Here is a 16,594-nt window from a genome sequence, read left to right on the forward strand (position 1 = left end):
ATTAGTTCCGCTTATTGATAGCATAAATATTGATTTGTCAAATTATCTTTACATTTCTTAAAATTATTGTTACATTAGTTTACATAAAGAAAAAACTAATAAATAACAGAATATAAACCATGCAAACTATACAACTTGATAACGGAGCTCTTAATAACTACGCTGCTGAGCCCAAAATGTATCTAGCTGACTATCCCGCAGTTTATGAGCAACGCCGCTATTTATCTCAAGGCGCGATCGCTGCACTAATTGTTGCCGCTACAATCTTGATTTCCTTTGCTGTGAGCTAGATGCTTGACTAGCCAATTAGACAACATTACTTAAATAACTTTATATCGAGGTATAGGAGATAATAATGTTTGCACCTTTAGTAGTTTTGGTTCGTAGTAGTCTAGGTAAAACTAAGTTTAATAAGCTTCGTGGTAAGGCGATCGCCCTTCATTCTAAAGTCATTACCAATGTTTGCAATCGCATAGGCATCGAAAGAACGACTAGGCAAAACTTTATTAGAACTGCCCGCGACAACGGCAAAAGGTTAGGTCTACTCGCTTAAAATATTTTTCTTTTTCTCCTCTCTTAAAATGGATTTCTCCTACTCGACCTTGGTGTGAGCGCACCGAGGTTGTTTTGTTTTTTTTGGGGGGGATAGGGCGATCGCTTGGTTCAATCCTCAAAATACATCCCAAAAAGATGACTAAGAAATATAAACTTCAATAATTAAATAGTTGATCTTGTAATAATCTTTAGGAAGTGAAAGCCTAAGCCTAATTTGTCTTAAGCAATCTCAAAAGTTTCGATTTTTTCCGTCAAATAAGCCAAATAAATTCTTCTTTTAGTTAAGCGATAAAACATAGTGGTAAAAGGAAAATGAAAAAGTTCGTCGCTATTTTTTGCATAATTTTAACAGTTTTTATTTATATTGCTCCGTTACCTGCACTAGCTATTGATGTGCAGGTTGGTCAGCAAGTTAGATTAAAAGCAAGGAACGATTTAGGAGTGCCTTTACATGAACAATCTTTTTCCAGTTTGTTTGACCGAGTTGCGGATGGAACGGTAGCTGAAGTTCTGGATACAGCCAATGATAAAACTTGGTTAAATATTAAGACTCCTGATAATAAGATTGGATGGATTGTTGAGCGTTATGTTGCTCAAGTCTTAGAGGGCTCACCAGTTCTCAATCCTCCTCCTGTTCTTCCTGGCGATGGTGGTAATGTCGCAGGCGATATTCCAACTAGAGTCTGGACTTCAGCGAATGCTTGTGATGCAGTAGTTAAAGGTGATGAGTTATTACCTCGCTCTGATAGTAATACCCTGCGCTTAGCTAGTTGGAATATTCGTTGGTTCCCTGATGGTGTGCCAGGTTCTAATCCCAATTCTAATAATCTTAAAACCAATTTAGATTGGTTGTCTTGTACGATTGCTTGGATGGATATTGATGCGCTAGCAATACAAGAGATTAAAACTACTAATAATGCTGAAAATGCTTGGGATAAAGTTACCCAAAAGTTAAACGAATATACTGGCGATGATTGGGGTGTTATTCTCAACAGTTGTGGTAGTTCGACTAGTCAACATGTAGGATTTTTGTACAATAAAGATAAGCTCAAAGCCAGTGGTAATAAGGAAGTTTGGCAATATAACGGAAGAGCTGATAATGCCAATAATGCTTGTAAAGACAATCTTCGTCCCGGCTATTTAGCTTATTTTGAAGCTGAGAATGGATTTGATTTTTATGCTGTTTCCGTTCACTCAGACTCCGGTCGAGAAAATAAGGACTTAACTACTCGTCAAACTGCTGTCGAAAGAATAGATGATGTAACGTCTGGATTAGCAGATATCGATAAAGATATCGTTATTTTAGGTGATTTTAATACGATGGGAATTGATGGTGGGATATCGGCAAAACAAGAAATCAAAGAACTAAAAGATAAAGTGGCAAATGAAACTCCTGGCTTTAACTTATTATCAGTGCAGCCAAGTTGTACTCATTATTTCAGGAAGAACCCCGGTTTATTAGATCATATTTTGGTTTCCCAAGACACGTCGGAATTGATAACTAGTAGTGCCTCGGTACAAGGATACTGCGCTATAAATCGCTGTAATTCTATCAGTGGTGCTCTTCCTCAAGCGGCTATTTCTCTGTCAGATCATTGTCCTATCCTGGTTGATTTTAATAACTTAGATCTCGATTAAATTGAGAATATTTCCCGTAATGCAGTTTTTGTAGTTTCATCCTAAAAAAGATGGATGCGATTAAATAAAGAGGAAAATTAAAGTTGAAGAGAAAGAGGAATTAATAATATGGCCATTGCCGAGTGGTTTTGGAGCGGGGGAATAACAGATTCAACCGTTACGATTAAAGCCAAAATAAGTGAGCCGACTCAAGATGTACAGATAATTTATAGTCCTGATGTCAGCTTAGAAACTGGTGTTCAAAAAACACCAATTACGGAAGCGCGAGAAGAAGCTGGAAATATTGTCAGTTTTACTCTAGATGAGCTGCAAGCTGATACTAATTATTATTATCGAGTAGTAGTAGATGAACATCTTTCGGCAGATAAAGGACGCTTTAAAACTGTTCAAGTAAATAAGCCTTATACGTTTAGTGTTGGTTGTAGTGGATGTGCTAGAGGTAGTCTCTTGGATGAAATCATTGCTCCTGAAAAAGCAAGAGTAAGTAATAACAAAATTTTTGATATTATCCGTAATCAAACCAATCCAACACTTACTTTTTTTATCCATCTAGGCGATCTTCACTACCGTGATATCGATGATGGTGATATCAAGAAATATCGTAAAGCTTACCAAGATGTTTTTGCACAGAAACGACAATGTAAGCTCTATCAAAATTTGCCCATTGCATATGTTTGGGATGATCATGATTTTACTGGCAATAATTCCGATGGTAGAAATCCTGGTAAATATGCTGCTAGCAGAGCTTATCGCGAAGCAGTTCCTCATTATCCATTAATTGAATCTCTTGATGAAGAAGCTAAACTCGGTGGTATTTATCAATCGTTTATAATTGGCAGAGTTCGTTTTATCATCACTGATGGTCGTTTTCATCGCAAAATAGAGACAGTAACTGACTCCGACACTGGGGAACAAGCAGTGAGCATGTTGGGAACCAGACAAAGAGAATGGTTGTTGCAACAATTAAAAGAAGGCCATGATCTACAAGGCTGTACAGTATGGATCAACTCAATGCCTTGGATTGATAAGGCGAAAGATGATGAAGACACCTGGGGAGGATTTGCTTCGGAGCGTAAAATCATTGCCGATTTTATCAAGGAACATACGATTAATAAACTGGTAATGGTTTCAGGTGATGCTCATATGTTGGCTTTAGACGATGGACAAAATAATAGTTTTGCCAGTGGAGGAGGAGGAGAATTTCCTGTAATTCAAGCAGCTTCACTTGCTAGTTTTGGCTCAGAAAAAGGTGGCCCTTACCAATTTGGTCCCTTTCCCGGTGATGAACAGTGGGGAATTTTAACTTTTACTGATAGTGGGAATCAGATTTCCTTAAATGTTCAATTGAAGGAAGAAAGGAATGAAGTTAAAATTGAAAAAACTTTTTTATTTTCATAGAATTTACTAAGCATTTCTAATGGACTTTCTTACCCATAGCTTCCCTTGAATCTCCCACTCAAGTAATTTTTTCTTGAGAGCCGCGGGGGGCTGTTTTTTCTTCACCCTACAATCACGAATAACGATACTACTTACTCCCAAGAGTTGACCTAACTCGCGATCGCTTAATCCAGACTCGGGCGCTTCAGAAGAAGATTCCGACTCAATCAACTTTTCTAATTGTGACAACAAAGATGCCAATTTTTTTCTCTTTTTCGGATCTTGCCAGAGTTGTTTAGATTTATTTACTTGTTTATAAGTGGTGGCCAAACGAGTCTTTAATTGCTCCTGTTGTTTGGCTGGCTTTAACTCTGTAATTAGTTCACGAATCTGACTTAATGACCAGGAATTAGCGATCGCGTTTTCGAGTAATTCGGTTCTGGCAGTTTCATCCTTAACAGTAGTGATCGCCTTAGCCTTGGTATAAGCAATCTTGCCTTGACGCAGAGCTTCCAGAATATCCTCTGGGAGATTTAGAAGAGGTAAACGATTACAAGTAAAGGAATACCAATTTTGCCCCAAGCTCTCAAATACTGATTGGATAGTCTTTTCAGATTCCGAGTCACAGTTAGGGATAACGTTATCCCTAACTTCAGATCCTGCTGCTTTATTTTTCTCGATCGCATTCTTCATTTGATAAAGTAACTGCCGAGGAGACTCTTGGCGATCATCGAGATGCAGAGTCAATAGTCGTAAAACGCCTTCAGTTTCTTCCACAGGATTTAAATCATCTCTTTGCAGATTTTCGATCAAAGCTAGTTGAAGAGCCTGCTTATCATTAAGTTCTTTAATAATTACAGGAACTTCTTTCAATGATGCTGCCGTAGCTGCTCGAAAACGTCTTTCTCCAGCAACTAATTCATAATTTTTATCCTTTAGCGGACGGACTAACAAGGGTTCTAAAATCCCATGTTCCTTAACTGATATGGTGAGCTGTTCTAGTTTGTCAGGGTCAAAATAACATCGAGGTTGTTGTTGGGAAATAATAATTTTTTCTAGCGGCAAAGTTGGCGTAACTGCACTTTTAACTTCTACTTGATCTTGATCTGTGAACAGAGCGACATTTTTTAGTTTAGTTCTTGAAGATGGTGGTTCAGTACGTTTTCTCGGACTCATTATAATTCCTCCATCGCGATCGCTAATTGGTCAAACAATTCTAGTGTCGGTTTATGTTTATTGGGGCATAAAGCCAATGGTCTGCCAAATTCAGCAGCTTCGGCTACCGCAGTGGCCCTCGGCATGGGAGGAAAAATAGTTGCTACTTCACCTAGTTGTTCAGAGATTGATTCAAGGGTTCGATTATCTAAAGAATTACTAGTTTGATACATAGTGGGCAGAAATCCAGCTATTTTTAGTTGGGGATTGAGTCGTTTACGAATTCTCGCCAAAGTTTTTAGTAGAGAATCAGTACCTTTTAAAGCTTTGAATTGACATTGGATTGGCACAATAACATGGGTAGCCGCGACTAAACTAATGTGGCTCAAAATACCTAAAGAGGGTGGACAATCAATCAAAATAAAATCATACTTATCTCGAACAGGTTCTAAAACTTGAGCGAGACGTAATTCTCTCAGTTCAGCAAAGATTAACTCTTGTTCTGCATTGGCTAGCTCGATATTCGCTGGCAGTAAATCCATGCTGTGGAGATTTTTGTGAATGGGAAGGGGCTTTTCTTCCTCATCTTTAGGTAATAAAGCATCATAAATAGTAGTCTCTAAATCTGACGGTTCTAATCCCATAAAGCTTGTCAGAGATGATTGAGGGTCGATATCCACTAACAAAACACGATGCTGGCGTAGTGACAAATGATAGCCGAGGTTTTGAGTAGTAGTGCTCTTCGCTACACCTCCTGCTTGATTGAACAGGACTATAATTTTGCTCATTTATCACGGGAAGATTTTGATCCTCTCTAGGATAATCGCAACAAGCACTACAAATAGGTTTTATTTTGGCAAAAATTAATGATATCGGCGAAATGCGGCTAAATCCACACCAAGTAACTGATGAGTCTATCAGGTTTAATGCCAAAGTATGAATCATAAATTATCTAGTAATACTCAATCTTTCATGATTAATTCAACTTTTACCGCTGAGTTCTTGCTAAGTGATGATTGAGAAAAAAGGCGATCGCATTACTAATAAATCAATCAGACTAAACGTAGAAGAAGAAAATTTTACCACCTATTCTGAGGTAGTGTCGGAATTCCGATCAAGGTCACAGACTTTTTTTTATAACCGTTTCAGAATATGTACTATGAAAAAAATTTTTTTATGACATGACTAATCAGAATTCCGACTCTAACAACTCAATTCGACCTGAAGCCCTGCAAAGTGAATTATCAATAGGACGCGACACCTATTACTCTGACTTAAAGCATTTGAAAATCAAGGCAGACAAGGACACAGAGGGCAAAGCTTACTTAACTTTTGAGCAGGCAGAGCAAGTTAGGGCTTTACGTTCTTATGTTAGTGAAACTGGATCTAGAAAAGGATTTGTTTACGAAAAGGTAGAGCATGAAACTAATATTGTTAGTTCAATTATTAAAGCTGAAGAACAAACTATTGAAACTAGTGATAGTAGCGCTACAAATACGATTGTTCATTCAGAAGAAGATATCTATATAAGCGAAACTAGCCCCACAGATAATATCAATCCCGATAATTTAATTCGCACCGCCCAGGAATTAGCAGCTCGTAACATCGCCATTCCTTCACTCATTGCTGTGGAACTATCTAATAGCATTAGATTTGATGATCTTCCTGCTGACCTTCAAGAGAAAGTTAGAATCGCTCAGGATGCGGCTAATCCAAAAAAGCACCAACCCAAACTCATCGCTCAAACCTTACTCAAACAATTGAGGATGCAGAAAATCTGTTAGCGCCCATTAAACAGGGCAAGAAATTCATCAAAGTCTGTGAAGCTGTCAGAGCTGGCAATTCAGTAATCGTTCTGGGTGAAGCGGGAACGGGTAAGGGGATGTTTGCCAAGGCTTTGTTTAGTGAGATGTTGAGCGAATATAATTGCGCCATTGCCACGTACAAAGGCAGTTTGAAGAAATTCTTTCAGGCGATCGCATTTAATCTCCAAATTCCAACTGAAGATGGCAATGATAAGCCCCTTACTGTTGATGCGCTCAAGGATGAGATTTTAGAGAACTCTGGTGAAGATACCCTCTTAATTCTTCCTGAAGCTAAAAGACTCACAACTTCTATCAGATATTGGTTAGAGGATATGATGAGTGCTGGTGTAACTGTCGTCTGTTTGGCTGTTGTGAATCCTAAGAAAGAGATATTTCTCGAAATGCTGGAGATTGAACTGGATTTACCTTCAAACGCTCATATTCGCTCAATTATGGAAGCTGAAGCAGAGCGCCAAGGGCTAAATCTGACTAAATCTCAACTGGCAGAACTCCAACCATTGGCGGGAAGGAATCCGCTGTTGGCTCGCAAGGTGATTAGGAATGAGAAGTTAGGTATTAAACAAACTAGTCAACACACTCAATATCTTAATATCATGCCAATCTTTTTTGCTGTGATGGTCTTTTTCACAGTGCTTAGATTTGTGGGCATGGGTACGAGGAACAAACCCCTCTATATCTTTGGTGGCGTAGCTGTAGCTGGATTAATGGCAGCGAAGCAGTTAGGTTCGATAAAGGGTGCTCAGAAGAGATTAGGGCAGTAGTGAAGGCGATCTTTTGATCTTAGTAAGTATGAAAAATTTTATCTTTGTAACTTGACAAAATGACTAATGTATGGTTAGCAAAGCATGGTATCATGATAACAGAAAAATAAGCTCAAATGCTTGCTCCAACAAGCACTGAGCTTTTTGTGTAATTAATTAAACCTTTACTTAAATAAGGAAAAATTAAATAATGATTGACCAGATGATTGAAATTGTTCAGCACAGTCCTTGGTCAATAACTGTCCCTGTTGCCATTCTACTAAGCATTGGCATGGGGCTGTTAGCGATCGCCTTTTCAGAAACTGAATTTGAATTTAAATGGGATAAATTGAAGTTCAAGTTCAGAACGAAAAAGTAAAAATCATATGAGTAACTAAGGTGGGGCAACTCACCTTTTTTTATCTTTCATGGTTAATGCGGCTCTGGCTTTGCGACGACCTTTGTTGATTGCAGGAAATCCAGGGACGGGAAAATCTTCCCTTGCCTATACAATCGCTGATGAATTACGCTTGGGAAATGTCTTAAAATGGGCAATCTACCACTCGGACTACTCTCAAAGATGGATTGTACATCTATGATGCGATCGCCAGTCTGCAAGATGCCCAGACAACTTGACTTGAACTGCTTGGCAGTGACCCCAATAACTGACGATCGCACTACCTAAATCCAAACTGGTAATAACTCCACTTGTTACCGCTTATGCTCTCGATTACTCATGCAGCGATCGCAGTATCCGCAGCTTCTCTAACTTTCCAACTTGGCACAGATAACCCTTTGGCTCTCGGTTTAGCGTTATTAGGCTCCCAGCTTCCTGACTTGGATACCACCACTAGCAGCATTGGTCAGATCTGCTTTCCTCTGAGTAATTGGCTTGAGGATAATTTTCCCCACAGAACCATCACTCATTCACTCTTGGCCACAACAGTTTTAGCGGCGATCGCACTTCCCATTGGTTATTATTTCGATCATCTGGTTACTGCTGCGGTGCTTCCCTTTGCCCATGCGATCGCTTGTTTCTCCGATACCTTCACCAAAAAAGGAGTGCAGTTGTTTTATCCTGTCCAGTTTTGGGCGGTAGCTGGGTCGAATCCGAGACGGAGACTTAAAACAGGTGGTAATGCTGAGTATATGGTGTTGGCGATCGCAACTACTATTTTGGTATTTAGTCTCTGGATAAACAATAATGGCGGCATCTTCCAGAACTTGGGACAAAATCTAAGCCTGAGTAGCACGGTTATTGAAACTTACAACGAGAATGCTGAAACAAATCATGTTTATGCAGACATCGAGGGATTTTGGGAGAGCGATCGCAGTAGTGCCGATGGTCGATATTTGATTCTTGGCAATAAGGGCAAGGAGTTTATTGTCACCGATGGTGAAGGTATTTACAAAACTGGTGCTCAGATTATCACGAGTAAAGTGCAGACAGTAATTGGTGATGAGTCGGAAAATATTCTCGAAACTCTCAGCTTTGATGATGAACAGGCGATGGATGAATTGAATTCTCTTAAAAATAAATATCCAGAAAATCTGATTGTTGTTAGCGGCGAGCTGACAATAGATCTTCCAGATGAGATTGATGAATATGCCAAACCAAATACTATGAAGACATTTGATGTCTCTAGTAATAAGGTGAGTTTTGATAATTGTTTGTTGGATCAGGTGATTGAGGTGCTGGATGGTCAATACGCGATCGGTTCTGTTGAGGTGATGGTTGTTGGTCCTGTGCCAGAAATTTAATTTTGGAACATATCGGACGTTTCAGTTATTTAGTTTTAACTTATTCGATCATCCCATGAGTCGTCTAAAAAATTCCATTCAGTATCTTTATTATTGTCTACTTGTGCTCTCTTTGGAAACACCCTCAAATTTGATTTTACTCGCTTATTCTGATCATAATTGATGGCTTGATCAAGAGTTTCTTGAAGCGAATTTGCTAGACGCTTAGATATTTCATTTAAAATAATCTTTCGTTTATTAGATTTAGCAAATCTAAGCTGGTTGTATAACTCTTCAGTAGATTTTTCAGAGTAAATACCACTTAATTTTTCAGAAATTTTTTCATTAACAGTAGATTCTTTTTCACCAGAAAGCCTAATGATTAGCAATCCAACTGCACTAACAATTAATAACCCTTTTATCCCAAAAAGTTTGTAGGATATTACAAGGATAATTAGAAATACTAAAATATTCATTTTAATCAGAATAGATATTTAATAATCGAGTTATTCTATCTGGGGTAAGGGAAACAAGTTTGACTTGTTTTAGGTTTTGGATAGCTGAGTCAAGCGCATTAACATTATTTTTAATAACCTGCATAATTGCAGTTATTTCTAAAATATCTATTTGACTTTCAGCATTATCTCTAATCAAGGTTAGTGTAGGTATTTGTTTTTTTGAGGCACCAATGCTATCCTTCAATTCCTCAATTGAAGATTCATATTTGCTCCATTCTTCTCTAACTATCTGAATTGCCTCGTTTCTTCTATCAATATCTGACAAAACTTGTTGCTTAACGTCTTCATCAATAATTTCTGGCGATTCTGCTCTTGCCTTCAATTGCTGCTGTTTTCTTTCAATTTGACTGAGTTTTTCATTGATATATCTTTGTACTTCTTTTATCCCATCAATCCCCTCAAGCTTTAAAGAATTTAGGTAGCTAATTAAGAAATCGCTTAGTTCATAAACAAGAATAGCATTCGCCAAAACTAGATCCCTTTCTAATCTTGCATTCTGGCTTTTTCGACAATCTTCAATTTTCTCTTGAATACGCTTATTCAATTCTAAAAATAATTCAGTAGCAACTTTTAAAGATTGAAATGATATGTTAATCTTTTTATCTGCTTCTAATAAGTTAGTTGCTTGATTTCGTTCATTATAAGTTAAATGTTCTTTCGCTAAAGCTTCTTCATAAGATTTATACTTAAAGTTTTCTATTTCTAAAGCGCCCCGTTCAATAACAGCTCGAAGTTTATTTTGAAATGCACCTATCTGCTTTTTTATCTCTTGCGGAATCTGTCTGTTCAGAGAAATATTTGAACTTAGAATTTCATAATTACTGACAGGAAATTCATTTCTAAGGGCTAAGATTTGGCTAATGTGACTATCTAAAACTTCTGTCTCAACTACTTCAACCAAAGTTTCTTTAGTATTCTCCTCAACTTCAGTAACTACTTTTTTAAGCTCTTCTTCTATGTTTGCTTGTTGAGATGTTCTCATAGTTAAATCCTTTAAAGATTGATTTGCAAATAATAGTGCCTTATGGTTTCGGGTGTTCGACAGCGATAAAAACACTCACGAAAAAATTAAGCCTTATCTAGCTAGTTTTTACATTGGAGGATTTTGCGCTGGCCATTTCAGTCCATTCTATACAAAATCTCCGTATTATTACGGTCATTTGTTATGGATTCTTGATATTAAAATGCGATTGCTCTTTACTTGTAGAGTGCAAAACGCGACAGCATAATACACTAAATTAAACTAACTCATTTATTTATGATAGTAAGATAGTAGTTATTGAAGGTCAATACGTGAATCGGTTCTGTTGAAGTAAAGGTTATTAATTCTGTGCTAGAAGTTTAATTATGGAACATGAGATAGGATTTAGCGATCGCGCTTTTGGAAGAGCATTATGCAGTGGGGAGTGTGTAGGTTAGGATAGTGCCGTCTTAGGTATTAAATAGATTAAATAGATAGTATAGTATTTTATGAATTCTCTAGTTTTAGAGTTACAGAATGAAGCCTTAGACCCGTCTAGTTCCGTATTAAATTTGCTTCGTAAAGCATCAGTTATTGCATATAAACTTGATGTTCAAGAGTTACAAGAATGGGTTAAATTAGAGCTTAATGGCTACTCACAATCTTCTCAATTACCAGATTATCGTTTTGTCAATGGCGAATTAAAAGCACAAAATCCTTTTCATGGTTTTATTCCCGTCATGTTAGATGATGCAAAAATAAGTGACCTTATATCTAAAAGACCAGTTTTTCAACCAATTAGCGAGCTAGAGCATTTAATTAGTAATGCTAGTCGTAATTTTCTGCATTTAACATTTCCTAAAGAAATGGAATTAGAGATTCAAAAATGGTTGAGAGATCCTTTACCCCTTGTCGTGAGAGTTTCTACTTCACAATTTAACAAGGTAGTTGAGAATACTAGAGACATTATTCTTAATTGGTCTTTGAGATTAGAAAAAGACGGAATTTTAGGAGAAGGAATGACTTTTTCGACAAGAGAAAAAGAGATAGCTCATAATGCGAGCTATCATATAGAACATTTATACAACTACTCGCCGATAGGAAATACAATGTCTGAAACAAATATTGATCAAAGCAATTCTTCAATGGGTATTGGTGTGAATCAAGGAGAAGTTAAAACTGAAAAGTTAGCTGGTACTATCAACGAAGCTCAATCACAAAACTTAGCCCAAGCAGCAGCAGATATCCAGCAACTTTTAGAACAATTATCACAGAAGTACCCTACTGAAACTTTAAGTCAAAAGGCGCTAGTAGCAGAAGAAGCTATCAAAAAAATAGAAAATGATTCCAGCTTCAAGCAACGAGTAATTAGTGCGATTAAAGCTGGAAGTATAGGGGCTTTAGAAAAAGCTATTGATAATCCTATAGGTGCTTTTTTTATTGAAGGCATAAAAGGCTGGAAAGATGTTAACTGATGATCAGAAGTTTCTCCAATAAAGTAATTTCTGAATTGAGATCGTAACCGTGATCGCCAACCAATCCCCTCCCCAATCTCCACAACAATCAATCCTCGCCACTCCTCGAACTTCACCAATCCCTAACAATAAGATGACTTTTAATAATTACTTGATGAAAGTTTTAAATAACTAGTATCTTTTATGTAATATCGAAGTAGCAATAATAGATGTGCCAATACTTTAATTATGAGATGGCTATTCATTCTCACTACTGTCGGAACAATTCTTTTATCCCCCTGCAAAATTACTCAGGCTCAAGAAGCGCAAACCCTTCCCACTGCGCCCATAGAGACCCGTGCAGCGGCCTATCCAAATCGCATCGAAATTACTGTCAAAATCTCAGCCCATGAAGATCTAAAAATTGCCCAAGACATGACGATCGCGAAAGGACAAATAATCAGCGATCGCATTCCTGAAAAGAAACGACTACTCGCTCAAAAGAAACAATTAGAGTTATCACTAAAACGTGTCCTGGCAACATCCATCCAAGCACCTCCCAAGCCTCTACCAGTTCCGACCGTCGCACCACTGCCACCAGTCAATTATTTAGAGCAGGAAGCAGCGATTGAACGAGCCAACATCGAGATCGCCCTTTCTCAAGAAGAAATCACCATCAAAGAACAGGAGATAGAAGAACTCTCCCAAATTCCTGATTTAGATCCCATCATCCTCGAACATGAACAAGAGAAGTTGAAACGGCTTCAGCTCAATCATCAGATAGCCCAAAGTGAATTAGAACTTGCCCGGGGAAAATTAGAAACCGCCAAACAGCAGAGGGAATATCAAGAATATCAATTCTCAGTAACCGCTGCTCGACGGGTAGAGGAGCAGAACCAGGCTAAATCCTTTTATCAACAACAGCTAGCCCAGTACAACGAGAAACTAGCTGATCGAGAAATTCAAATTACTCAATTCAACGAGAAATTAGCCAATGTTCAGAACCAAATCGATAACTTACAGATTGTTTCTCCTTATGCTGGTGAAGTCCGCAGCATCGATTTTTTAGGGCAAGATGCTGAGGGTTTAATTACAGTGAAAATACTTCTTAAGATCTCAATCACCCAGGAATTGCCCAAATGAGCGAGCATATCAGGAGTTCAGCTAATTAGTACATATATACTAAAGTACAAATGTACTATAAAAATATAAGAAATAAAAATATATTTAATTAAATGAAATTGGTAATACTTAAGGAGCACTGCAAATCAAAAATAATGCTAAAATTATAAAAATAAAGTTATTTTAAATCAATATAAAAAAAATACGCATAATAATAATTTTGTCAATATAAACTATAAAAATATATAAGTAAAAATTATGTTTAATTGTCGCTCAATATCGCTTAAGCCCATATGTGGCGGGGGGTCTGGGCTCATCAAAATCAGTCAAACCTTTGTCGGGGTTTTTATCTTGAATTTGATGTTTAAAATGCCTATTGCTGTCTCCAAGCCGATATTACCCTGTATAGATAGCTCTAATGAATGTGTAGAAGAGTTGACTGAAAAGGCGATCGCAAACTCTTTTAAACTAGAAACTCTATCAGCTCGAATCACTCTAATTGATGAACGATTGGCACTGGCAGAAGATCGGATCAAGTACACCAGGAACAAGAAATGGGTCAATTATATTTCCACTAATCCAGTTGATATCATTCAAAATATCTTCGGTGGGGGAAATGTGCAGCGGGATAATATTGCGATCGCATCTCTAGAAATCAGAACGGCAGATTTACTCGCAGCTAAAGCAGAACTGGAGAGACAGAAGGAAGAAGAGAAGGTAGAGATTAGCGATCGCATTCTCAGATTGTTACTTGATTACGAAGCGGCAGAACGCAGACATGAATTGTTAAAGAACCAGTTACAAACTTTAGAGCAGCAGCAGAGAGTTGCCCGAGTTGGATATCGCAATGGAAGGGGTAGTACTTCTCAGATGTTGGGGATGGCGGATAAACGCGATCGCTTAACTGAGAAGATTGTTGAGGCTGAGATTAAGAAGGATGAAGCTGTGAGAGAGCTTGGACAGTTGATTGGTTCAAGTTAATGATTAACCATCTTCTTTTAGGAATAATTTAACTTCCTTTTCACGTCGGTTTACCAAGCCTTGAACTCGACGCTTCGTCTTTACACCGTCAATTATAACTGTTTCCTTAATCCATCTTCTCAGCTCAGAGGGAACAGATTCATAATCACCTTTATTAAGTTTTTTCAAAAGTGTACTCCCTTTAAAGCCTGTCTTTTCCTCTTTAGAACCGATACCTACATTGAAAGCAAATGAGATCAATGCTGCACGTTGACATTTATTCAGTTTCACCTTCACAGATTCATCGACTGCTTCTACAAAACGAGCTAGATCTTGATCGAGCAGTGCCCGAGCCTGTGCCTCTGTGAGACAGGCATTGATAGAAAACTTTTTGTCGTTGATCTTGAAGGTTCCTGTTTTTAGTTCTTCGGGTGTAAACTTGTGTCCCACTCCAATCGTTGGATTTCCGCCCGTGTCCTTGTATTGTTTCAATTCAAGCTTTTCACAGTTAATGAGAAAATTCTGTACAATTGTTTCTCCACCTAAAGTCAGTCCTCCAGAGGTATTTTTACCAGCTTCGTTTAATTCATCGTCCAGTCTCGCTCTCCATTGGTCAAGCTTGGCACGCCAGTCATCTCTTAATTTGGGTGAAGCCTTGGGATTATCTTTGAGAGCTTGATTCAAGTTGGCAATGGCTTGAGTTTTCGTTGCCAAAAGTTCTTTTTCGGTATCTGCAATGGTTTGATCTCGATCATCAGGATATAAAAAGAGCAGATCATTGGTAAAAGCGAATATGCCATTTGGAAATTCGTCTAAAGCTACAATATCGTCATCATCAGGGTTTGTAGGTTGAGGACTTCCAAGGCTACACCTTAAAACATCAGTATCGAATCTAGAGTAATCAATGGCATTCACTCCAGAATTGATAACGAGGCAAAATTGCTCGTCTACTTTCTGGCGCTCGAAAGCAAAATATTCTTCCTCTTCTGGCACGAACGAAACGTAGCCAGGAATACCTTTCCAGACACCTTCTTTAGTTTCTTTGAGTTTTTTGATCAGCCAGCCATATTTACGCTCAAGAAGATCATCCAGTAAAACGCGGTCAATTTTATCTTCCGCTTTGGCTTTTTCGGCTTTGATGGCTTTATCCAATTCGGCAATCGCTTCGTTCTTGTTATCGAACTTCTTTCTTCTATTCTTGATGATCTGACCAATCTTGGTTGCGTCAAAAGCTTTGTTTAAGACTTCTGCAAAGCGCTTATCAACTACGCCATCGTTAAAAGGTGCATCACCTTCCTTTTTTAGTTGTTTTTGAGCGGTCTGCACGGCTTTTTTGGTGTCGTCACCAAACTTTCCATCAACACCATCTTTACCGATGTCAATGCCGAGCGCTTTTAGCTCCCTTTGTAAGGTTTTTACCTCTTCATCTACCGGCGCAGGTTTAACTCGCTTGAGGTCTTTTGTTATTTGCATAGTAATACGTAATTTTCTACTAAATAGTTCGCGATCGCTAATTGCTCTGCTAGCAGCGATCACACTTTCCAGTAAAATTAATAACTAAGAAGTTGCAATCGCTATTTATCATCTTTTCAGGAATAGCAATTCTCAAACGCTGTATTTTTTTGTTGATTTCTAATTAGGTCTTAGATCTTGAAATATGCAATATAATACAATTGGCGATCGCCCTCTTCCCCTGCCATAATATTAGTTTATTCGGTTAATTAAATCAATGAATAAACTAATAAACCAAGCAATATTTATCATCGCTATTATCTTAATATTTAGCAATTTTCTACTTAAACCAAAAGAAACAACTACAGATAAAAAACTAGAGATTAATAACATCGATATTAGTAATAATAATCCTAGTGAAGCTAACAAGAAAAACTTAAATAATCTCTTAATAGTTAAAGAAGAATATTTCCTATCTTATAATTGCTCCAAAGGAATTGCTAACTGGGTAGGCTGGCGTACCAGTGAATCAGATTTAGGAGATTTATCGCGCTCTGATGACTTTCGAGAAGATAATTCGTTGCCTAAAAAATGTTATCAAGTTGATGAGAAAGATTATAGAGGAAGTGGATATGATAGAGGTCATCTGATGCCATCAGGAGACAGAACCAAATCTAAACAGGCTAATAGTTCCAGCTTTTTAATGATAAACATGATACCGCAGCATAAAGCTAATAATCGAGAGGTCTGGCGGGAGCTAGAACAGCACAGTAGGCAACTAATTGAAGAAGGATTAACGTTACATTCCTTTGCTGGGGGAATTGGTCAAATAAAAACAATTAGTGATGGCAAAATTACTGTTCCTGAGTATGTTTGGAAAGTAGTTTTAATTGAGAATAAAATAAGTGGAGAAGTAGACGCGATCGCGGTAATTATGCCGAACAATGAATCAGTAAGAAAAACTGATTGGACAGATTATCTTACGACTGTTGATAAAGTGGAAGAAGTGACAGGTTATGATTTCTTTTCTTACTTAATTGATGATGTTGAATCGGAAATTGAAAGTAAAGTTTATCAGTAATAGTTGGCGATCACG

17 protein-coding genes and 1 pseudogene are annotated in these 16,594 nt (G+C 37.7%); 13 read left to right on the plus strand and 5 right to left on the minus strand.

Annotated features, from left to right (window positions below):
• The first annotated feature begins 119 nt into the window (after positions 1 to 119).
• From psb34 to XEN7305_RS10655, 4 genes are all read left to right on the plus strand, one after another.
• The gene (gene psb34, locus XEN7305_RS28625) at positions 120 to 290 is read left to right on the plus strand and encodes a photosystem II assembly protein Psb34 (protein WP_006509420.1); all 171 of its coding nucleotides are present in this window, start codon (positions 120 to 122) and stop codon (positions 288 to 290) included.
• A gap of 65 nt (positions 291 to 355) precedes the next feature.
• Positions 356 to 553, plus strand: a complete 198-nt coding sequence (locus XEN7305_RS10645) for a hypothetical protein (RefSeq protein ID WP_006509421.1) — start codon at positions 356 to 358, stop codon at positions 551 to 553.
• A 314-nt stretch (positions 554 to 867) separates the two neighbouring features.
• Positions 868 to 2,193 carry an endonuclease/exonuclease/phosphatase family protein gene (locus XEN7305_RS10650; protein ID WP_006509422.1) on the plus strand — a complete coding sequence of 442 codons (1,326 nt, stop codon included), beginning with the start codon at positions 868 to 870 and terminating at the stop codon, positions 2,191 to 2,193.
• 108 nt (positions 2,194 to 2,301) lie between these two features.
• Positions 2,302 to 3,591 carry an alkaline phosphatase D family protein gene (locus tag XEN7305_RS10655; protein ID WP_006509423.1) on the plus strand — a complete coding sequence of 430 codons (1,290 nt, stop codon included), beginning with the start codon at positions 2,302 to 2,304 and terminating at the stop codon, positions 3,589 to 3,591.
• Between the two features lie 6 nt (positions 3,592 to 3,597).
• On the opposite strand, the gene XEN7305_RS10660 is transcribed toward XEN7305_RS10655, so the two are convergent.
• Together XEN7305_RS10660 and XEN7305_RS10665 are read right to left on the minus strand one after the other, a co-directional pair.
• Complete coding sequence (locus XEN7305_RS10660) at positions 3,598 to 4,746, minus strand: ParB/RepB/Spo0J family partition protein (protein WP_006509424.1); 1,149 nt, start codon at positions 4,744 to 4,746, stop codon at positions 3,598 to 3,600.
• Positions 4,746 to 5,513 carry a ParA family protein gene (locus XEN7305_RS10665; protein WP_006509425.1) on the minus strand — a complete coding sequence of 256 codons (768 nt, stop codon included), beginning with the start codon at positions 5,511 to 5,513 and terminating at the stop codon, positions 4,746 to 4,748. Before XEN7305_RS10665 ends, XEN7305_RS10660 begins: the two co-directional genes overlap by 1 nt.
• 393 nt (positions 5,514 to 5,906) lie before the next feature.
• Between XEN7305_RS10665 and XEN7305_RS26600 the strand changes: the two genes are divergently transcribed.
• From XEN7305_RS26600 to XEN7305_RS10680, 5 genes and pseudogenes are all read left to right on the plus strand, one after another.
• Positions 5,907 to 6,509, plus strand: a complete 603-nt coding sequence (locus tag XEN7305_RS26600; RefSeq protein WP_006509426.1) for a hypothetical protein — start codon at positions 5,907 to 5,909, stop codon at positions 6,507 to 6,509.
• Positions 6,510 to 6,574: 65 nt separating this feature from the next.
• Positions 6,575 to 7,312 carry an AAA family ATPase gene (locus XEN7305_RS10675; RefSeq protein ID WP_369792508.1) on the plus strand — a complete coding sequence of 246 codons (738 nt, stop codon included), beginning with the start codon at positions 6,575 to 6,577 and terminating at the stop codon, positions 7,310 to 7,312.
• 190 nt (positions 7,313 to 7,502) lie between these two features.
• Complete coding sequence (locus tag XEN7305_RS29000) at positions 7,503 to 7,670, plus strand: hypothetical protein (RefSeq protein ID WP_006509428.1); 168 nt, start codon at positions 7,503 to 7,505, stop codon at positions 7,668 to 7,670.
• A gap of 49 nt (positions 7,671 to 7,719) precedes the next feature.
• Positions 7,720 to 7,918, plus strand: a pseudogene (locus XEN7305_RS27570) (AAA family ATPase); the annotation flags it as partial.
• Between the two features lie 93 nt (positions 7,919 to 8,011).
• Complete coding sequence (locus XEN7305_RS10680; RefSeq protein WP_006509430.1) at positions 8,012 to 9,052, plus strand: metal-dependent hydrolase; 1,041 nt, start codon at positions 8,012 to 8,014, stop codon at positions 9,050 to 9,052.
• A gap of 35 nt (positions 9,053 to 9,087) precedes the next feature.
• On the opposite strand, the gene XEN7305_RS10685 is transcribed toward XEN7305_RS10680, so the two are convergent.
• Together XEN7305_RS10685 and XEN7305_RS10690 are read right to left on the minus strand one after the other, a co-directional pair.
• The gene (locus XEN7305_RS10685; protein ID WP_006509431.1) at positions 9,088 to 9,507 is read right to left on the minus strand and encodes a hypothetical protein; all 420 of its coding nucleotides are present in this window, start codon (positions 9,505 to 9,507) and stop codon (positions 9,088 to 9,090) included.
• A gap of 1 nt (position 9,508) precedes the next feature.
• On the minus strand, positions 9,509 to 10,531 hold the full coding sequence (locus XEN7305_RS10690; protein WP_006509432.1) for a hypothetical protein: 1,023 nt from the start codon (positions 10,529 to 10,531) through the stop codon (positions 9,509 to 9,511).
• A 488-nt stretch (positions 10,532 to 11,019) separates the two neighbouring features.
• Here XEN7305_RS10690 and XEN7305_RS10695 point away from each other — a divergent pair, with 488 nt between their 5' ends.
• From XEN7305_RS10695 to XEN7305_RS10705, 3 genes are all read left to right on the plus strand, one after another.
• Complete coding sequence (locus XEN7305_RS10695) at positions 11,020 to 11,985, plus strand: hypothetical protein (protein ID WP_006509433.1); 966 nt, start codon at positions 11,020 to 11,022, stop codon at positions 11,983 to 11,985.
• 228 nt (positions 11,986 to 12,213) lie between these two features.
• Positions 12,214 to 13,107, plus strand: coding sequence for a hypothetical protein (locus tag XEN7305_RS10700; RefSeq protein WP_006509434.1), 894 nt, complete (start codon positions 12,214 to 12,216; stop codon positions 13,105 to 13,107).
• Between the two features lie 237 nt (positions 13,108 to 13,344).
• Complete coding sequence (locus tag XEN7305_RS10705) at positions 13,345 to 14,067, plus strand: TolC family protein (protein WP_006509435.1); 723 nt, start codon at positions 13,345 to 13,347, stop codon at positions 14,065 to 14,067.
• A 3-nt stretch (positions 14,068 to 14,070) separates the two neighbouring features.
• On the opposite strand, the gene XEN7305_RS26605 is transcribed toward XEN7305_RS10705, so the two are convergent.
• A complete protein-coding gene (locus XEN7305_RS26605) occupies positions 14,071 to 15,519 on the minus strand; it encodes a glycoside hydrolase family protein (RefSeq protein WP_052035165.1) in 1,449 nt (482 codons plus the stop codon).
• A 256-nt stretch (positions 15,520 to 15,775) separates the two neighbouring features.
• Between XEN7305_RS26605 and XEN7305_RS10715 the strand changes: the two genes are divergently transcribed.
• Positions 15,776 to 16,579, plus strand: a complete 804-nt coding sequence (locus XEN7305_RS10715) for a DNA/RNA non-specific endonuclease (RefSeq protein WP_006509437.1) — start codon at positions 15,776 to 15,778, stop codon at positions 16,577 to 16,579.
• The last annotated feature ends 15 nt before the right edge of the window (positions 16,580 to 16,594 follow it).

Source organism: Xenococcus sp. PCC 7305 (assembly GCF_000332055.1).
Taxonomy (GTDB): Bacteria; Cyanobacteriota; Cyanobacteriia; order Cyanobacteriales; family Xenococcaceae; genus Xenococcus.

Excerpts from the sequence above, each read along its gene's own strand:
- psb34 (WP_006509420.1), top strand. The coding sequence starts at position 120 with ATGCAAACTATACAACTTGATAACGGAGCTCTTAATAACTACGCTGCT.
- XEN7305_RS10645 (WP_006509421.1), top strand. The coding sequence starts at position 356 with ATGTTTGCACCTTTAGTAGTTTTGGTTCGTAGTAGTCTAGGTAAAACT.
- XEN7305_RS10650 (WP_006509422.1), top strand. The coding sequence starts at position 868 with ATGAAAAAGTTCGTCGCTATTTTTTGCATAATTTTAACAGTTTTTATT.
- XEN7305_RS10655 (WP_006509423.1), top strand. The coding sequence starts at position 2,302 with ATGGCCATTGCCGAGTGGTTTTGGAGCGGGGGAATAACAGATTCAACC.
- XEN7305_RS10660 (WP_006509424.1), bottom strand. The coding sequence starts at position 4,746 with ATGAGTCCGAGAAAACGTACTGAACCACCATCTTCAAGAACTAAACTA.
- XEN7305_RS10665 (WP_006509425.1), bottom strand. The coding sequence starts at position 5,513 with ATGAGCAAAATTATAGTCCTGTTCAATCAAGCAGGAGGTGTAGCGAAG.
- XEN7305_RS26600 (WP_006509426.1), top strand. The coding sequence starts at position 5,907 with ATGACTAATCAGAATTCCGACTCTAACAACTCAATTCGACCTGAAGCC.
- XEN7305_RS29000 (WP_006509428.1), top strand. The coding sequence starts at position 7,503 with ATGATTGACCAGATGATTGAAATTGTTCAGCACAGTCCTTGGTCAATA.
- XEN7305_RS10680 (WP_006509430.1), top strand. The coding sequence starts at position 8,012 with ATGCTCTCGATTACTCATGCAGCGATCGCAGTATCCGCAGCTTCTCTA.
- XEN7305_RS10685 (WP_006509431.1), bottom strand. The coding sequence starts at position 9,507 with ATGAATATTTTAGTATTTCTAATTATCCTTGTAATATCCTACAAACTT.
- XEN7305_RS10690 (WP_006509432.1), bottom strand. The coding sequence starts at position 10,531 with ATGAGAACATCTCAACAAGCAAACATAGAAGAAGAGCTTAAAAAAGTA.
- XEN7305_RS10695 (WP_006509433.1), top strand. The coding sequence starts at position 11,020 with ATGAATTCTCTAGTTTTAGAGTTACAGAATGAAGCCTTAGACCCGTCT.
- XEN7305_RS10700 (WP_006509434.1), top strand. The coding sequence starts at position 12,214 with ATGAGATGGCTATTCATTCTCACTACTGTCGGAACAATTCTTTTATCC.
- XEN7305_RS10705 (WP_006509435.1), top strand. The coding sequence starts at position 13,345 with ATGTTTAATTGTCGCTCAATATCGCTTAAGCCCATATGTGGCGGGGGG.
- XEN7305_RS26605 (WP_052035165.1), bottom strand. The coding sequence starts at position 15,519 with ATGCAAATAACAAAAGACCTCAAGCGAGTTAAACCTGCGCCGGTAGAT.
- XEN7305_RS10715 (WP_006509437.1), top strand. The coding sequence starts at position 15,776 with ATGAATAAACTAATAAACCAAGCAATATTTATCATCGCTATTATCTTA.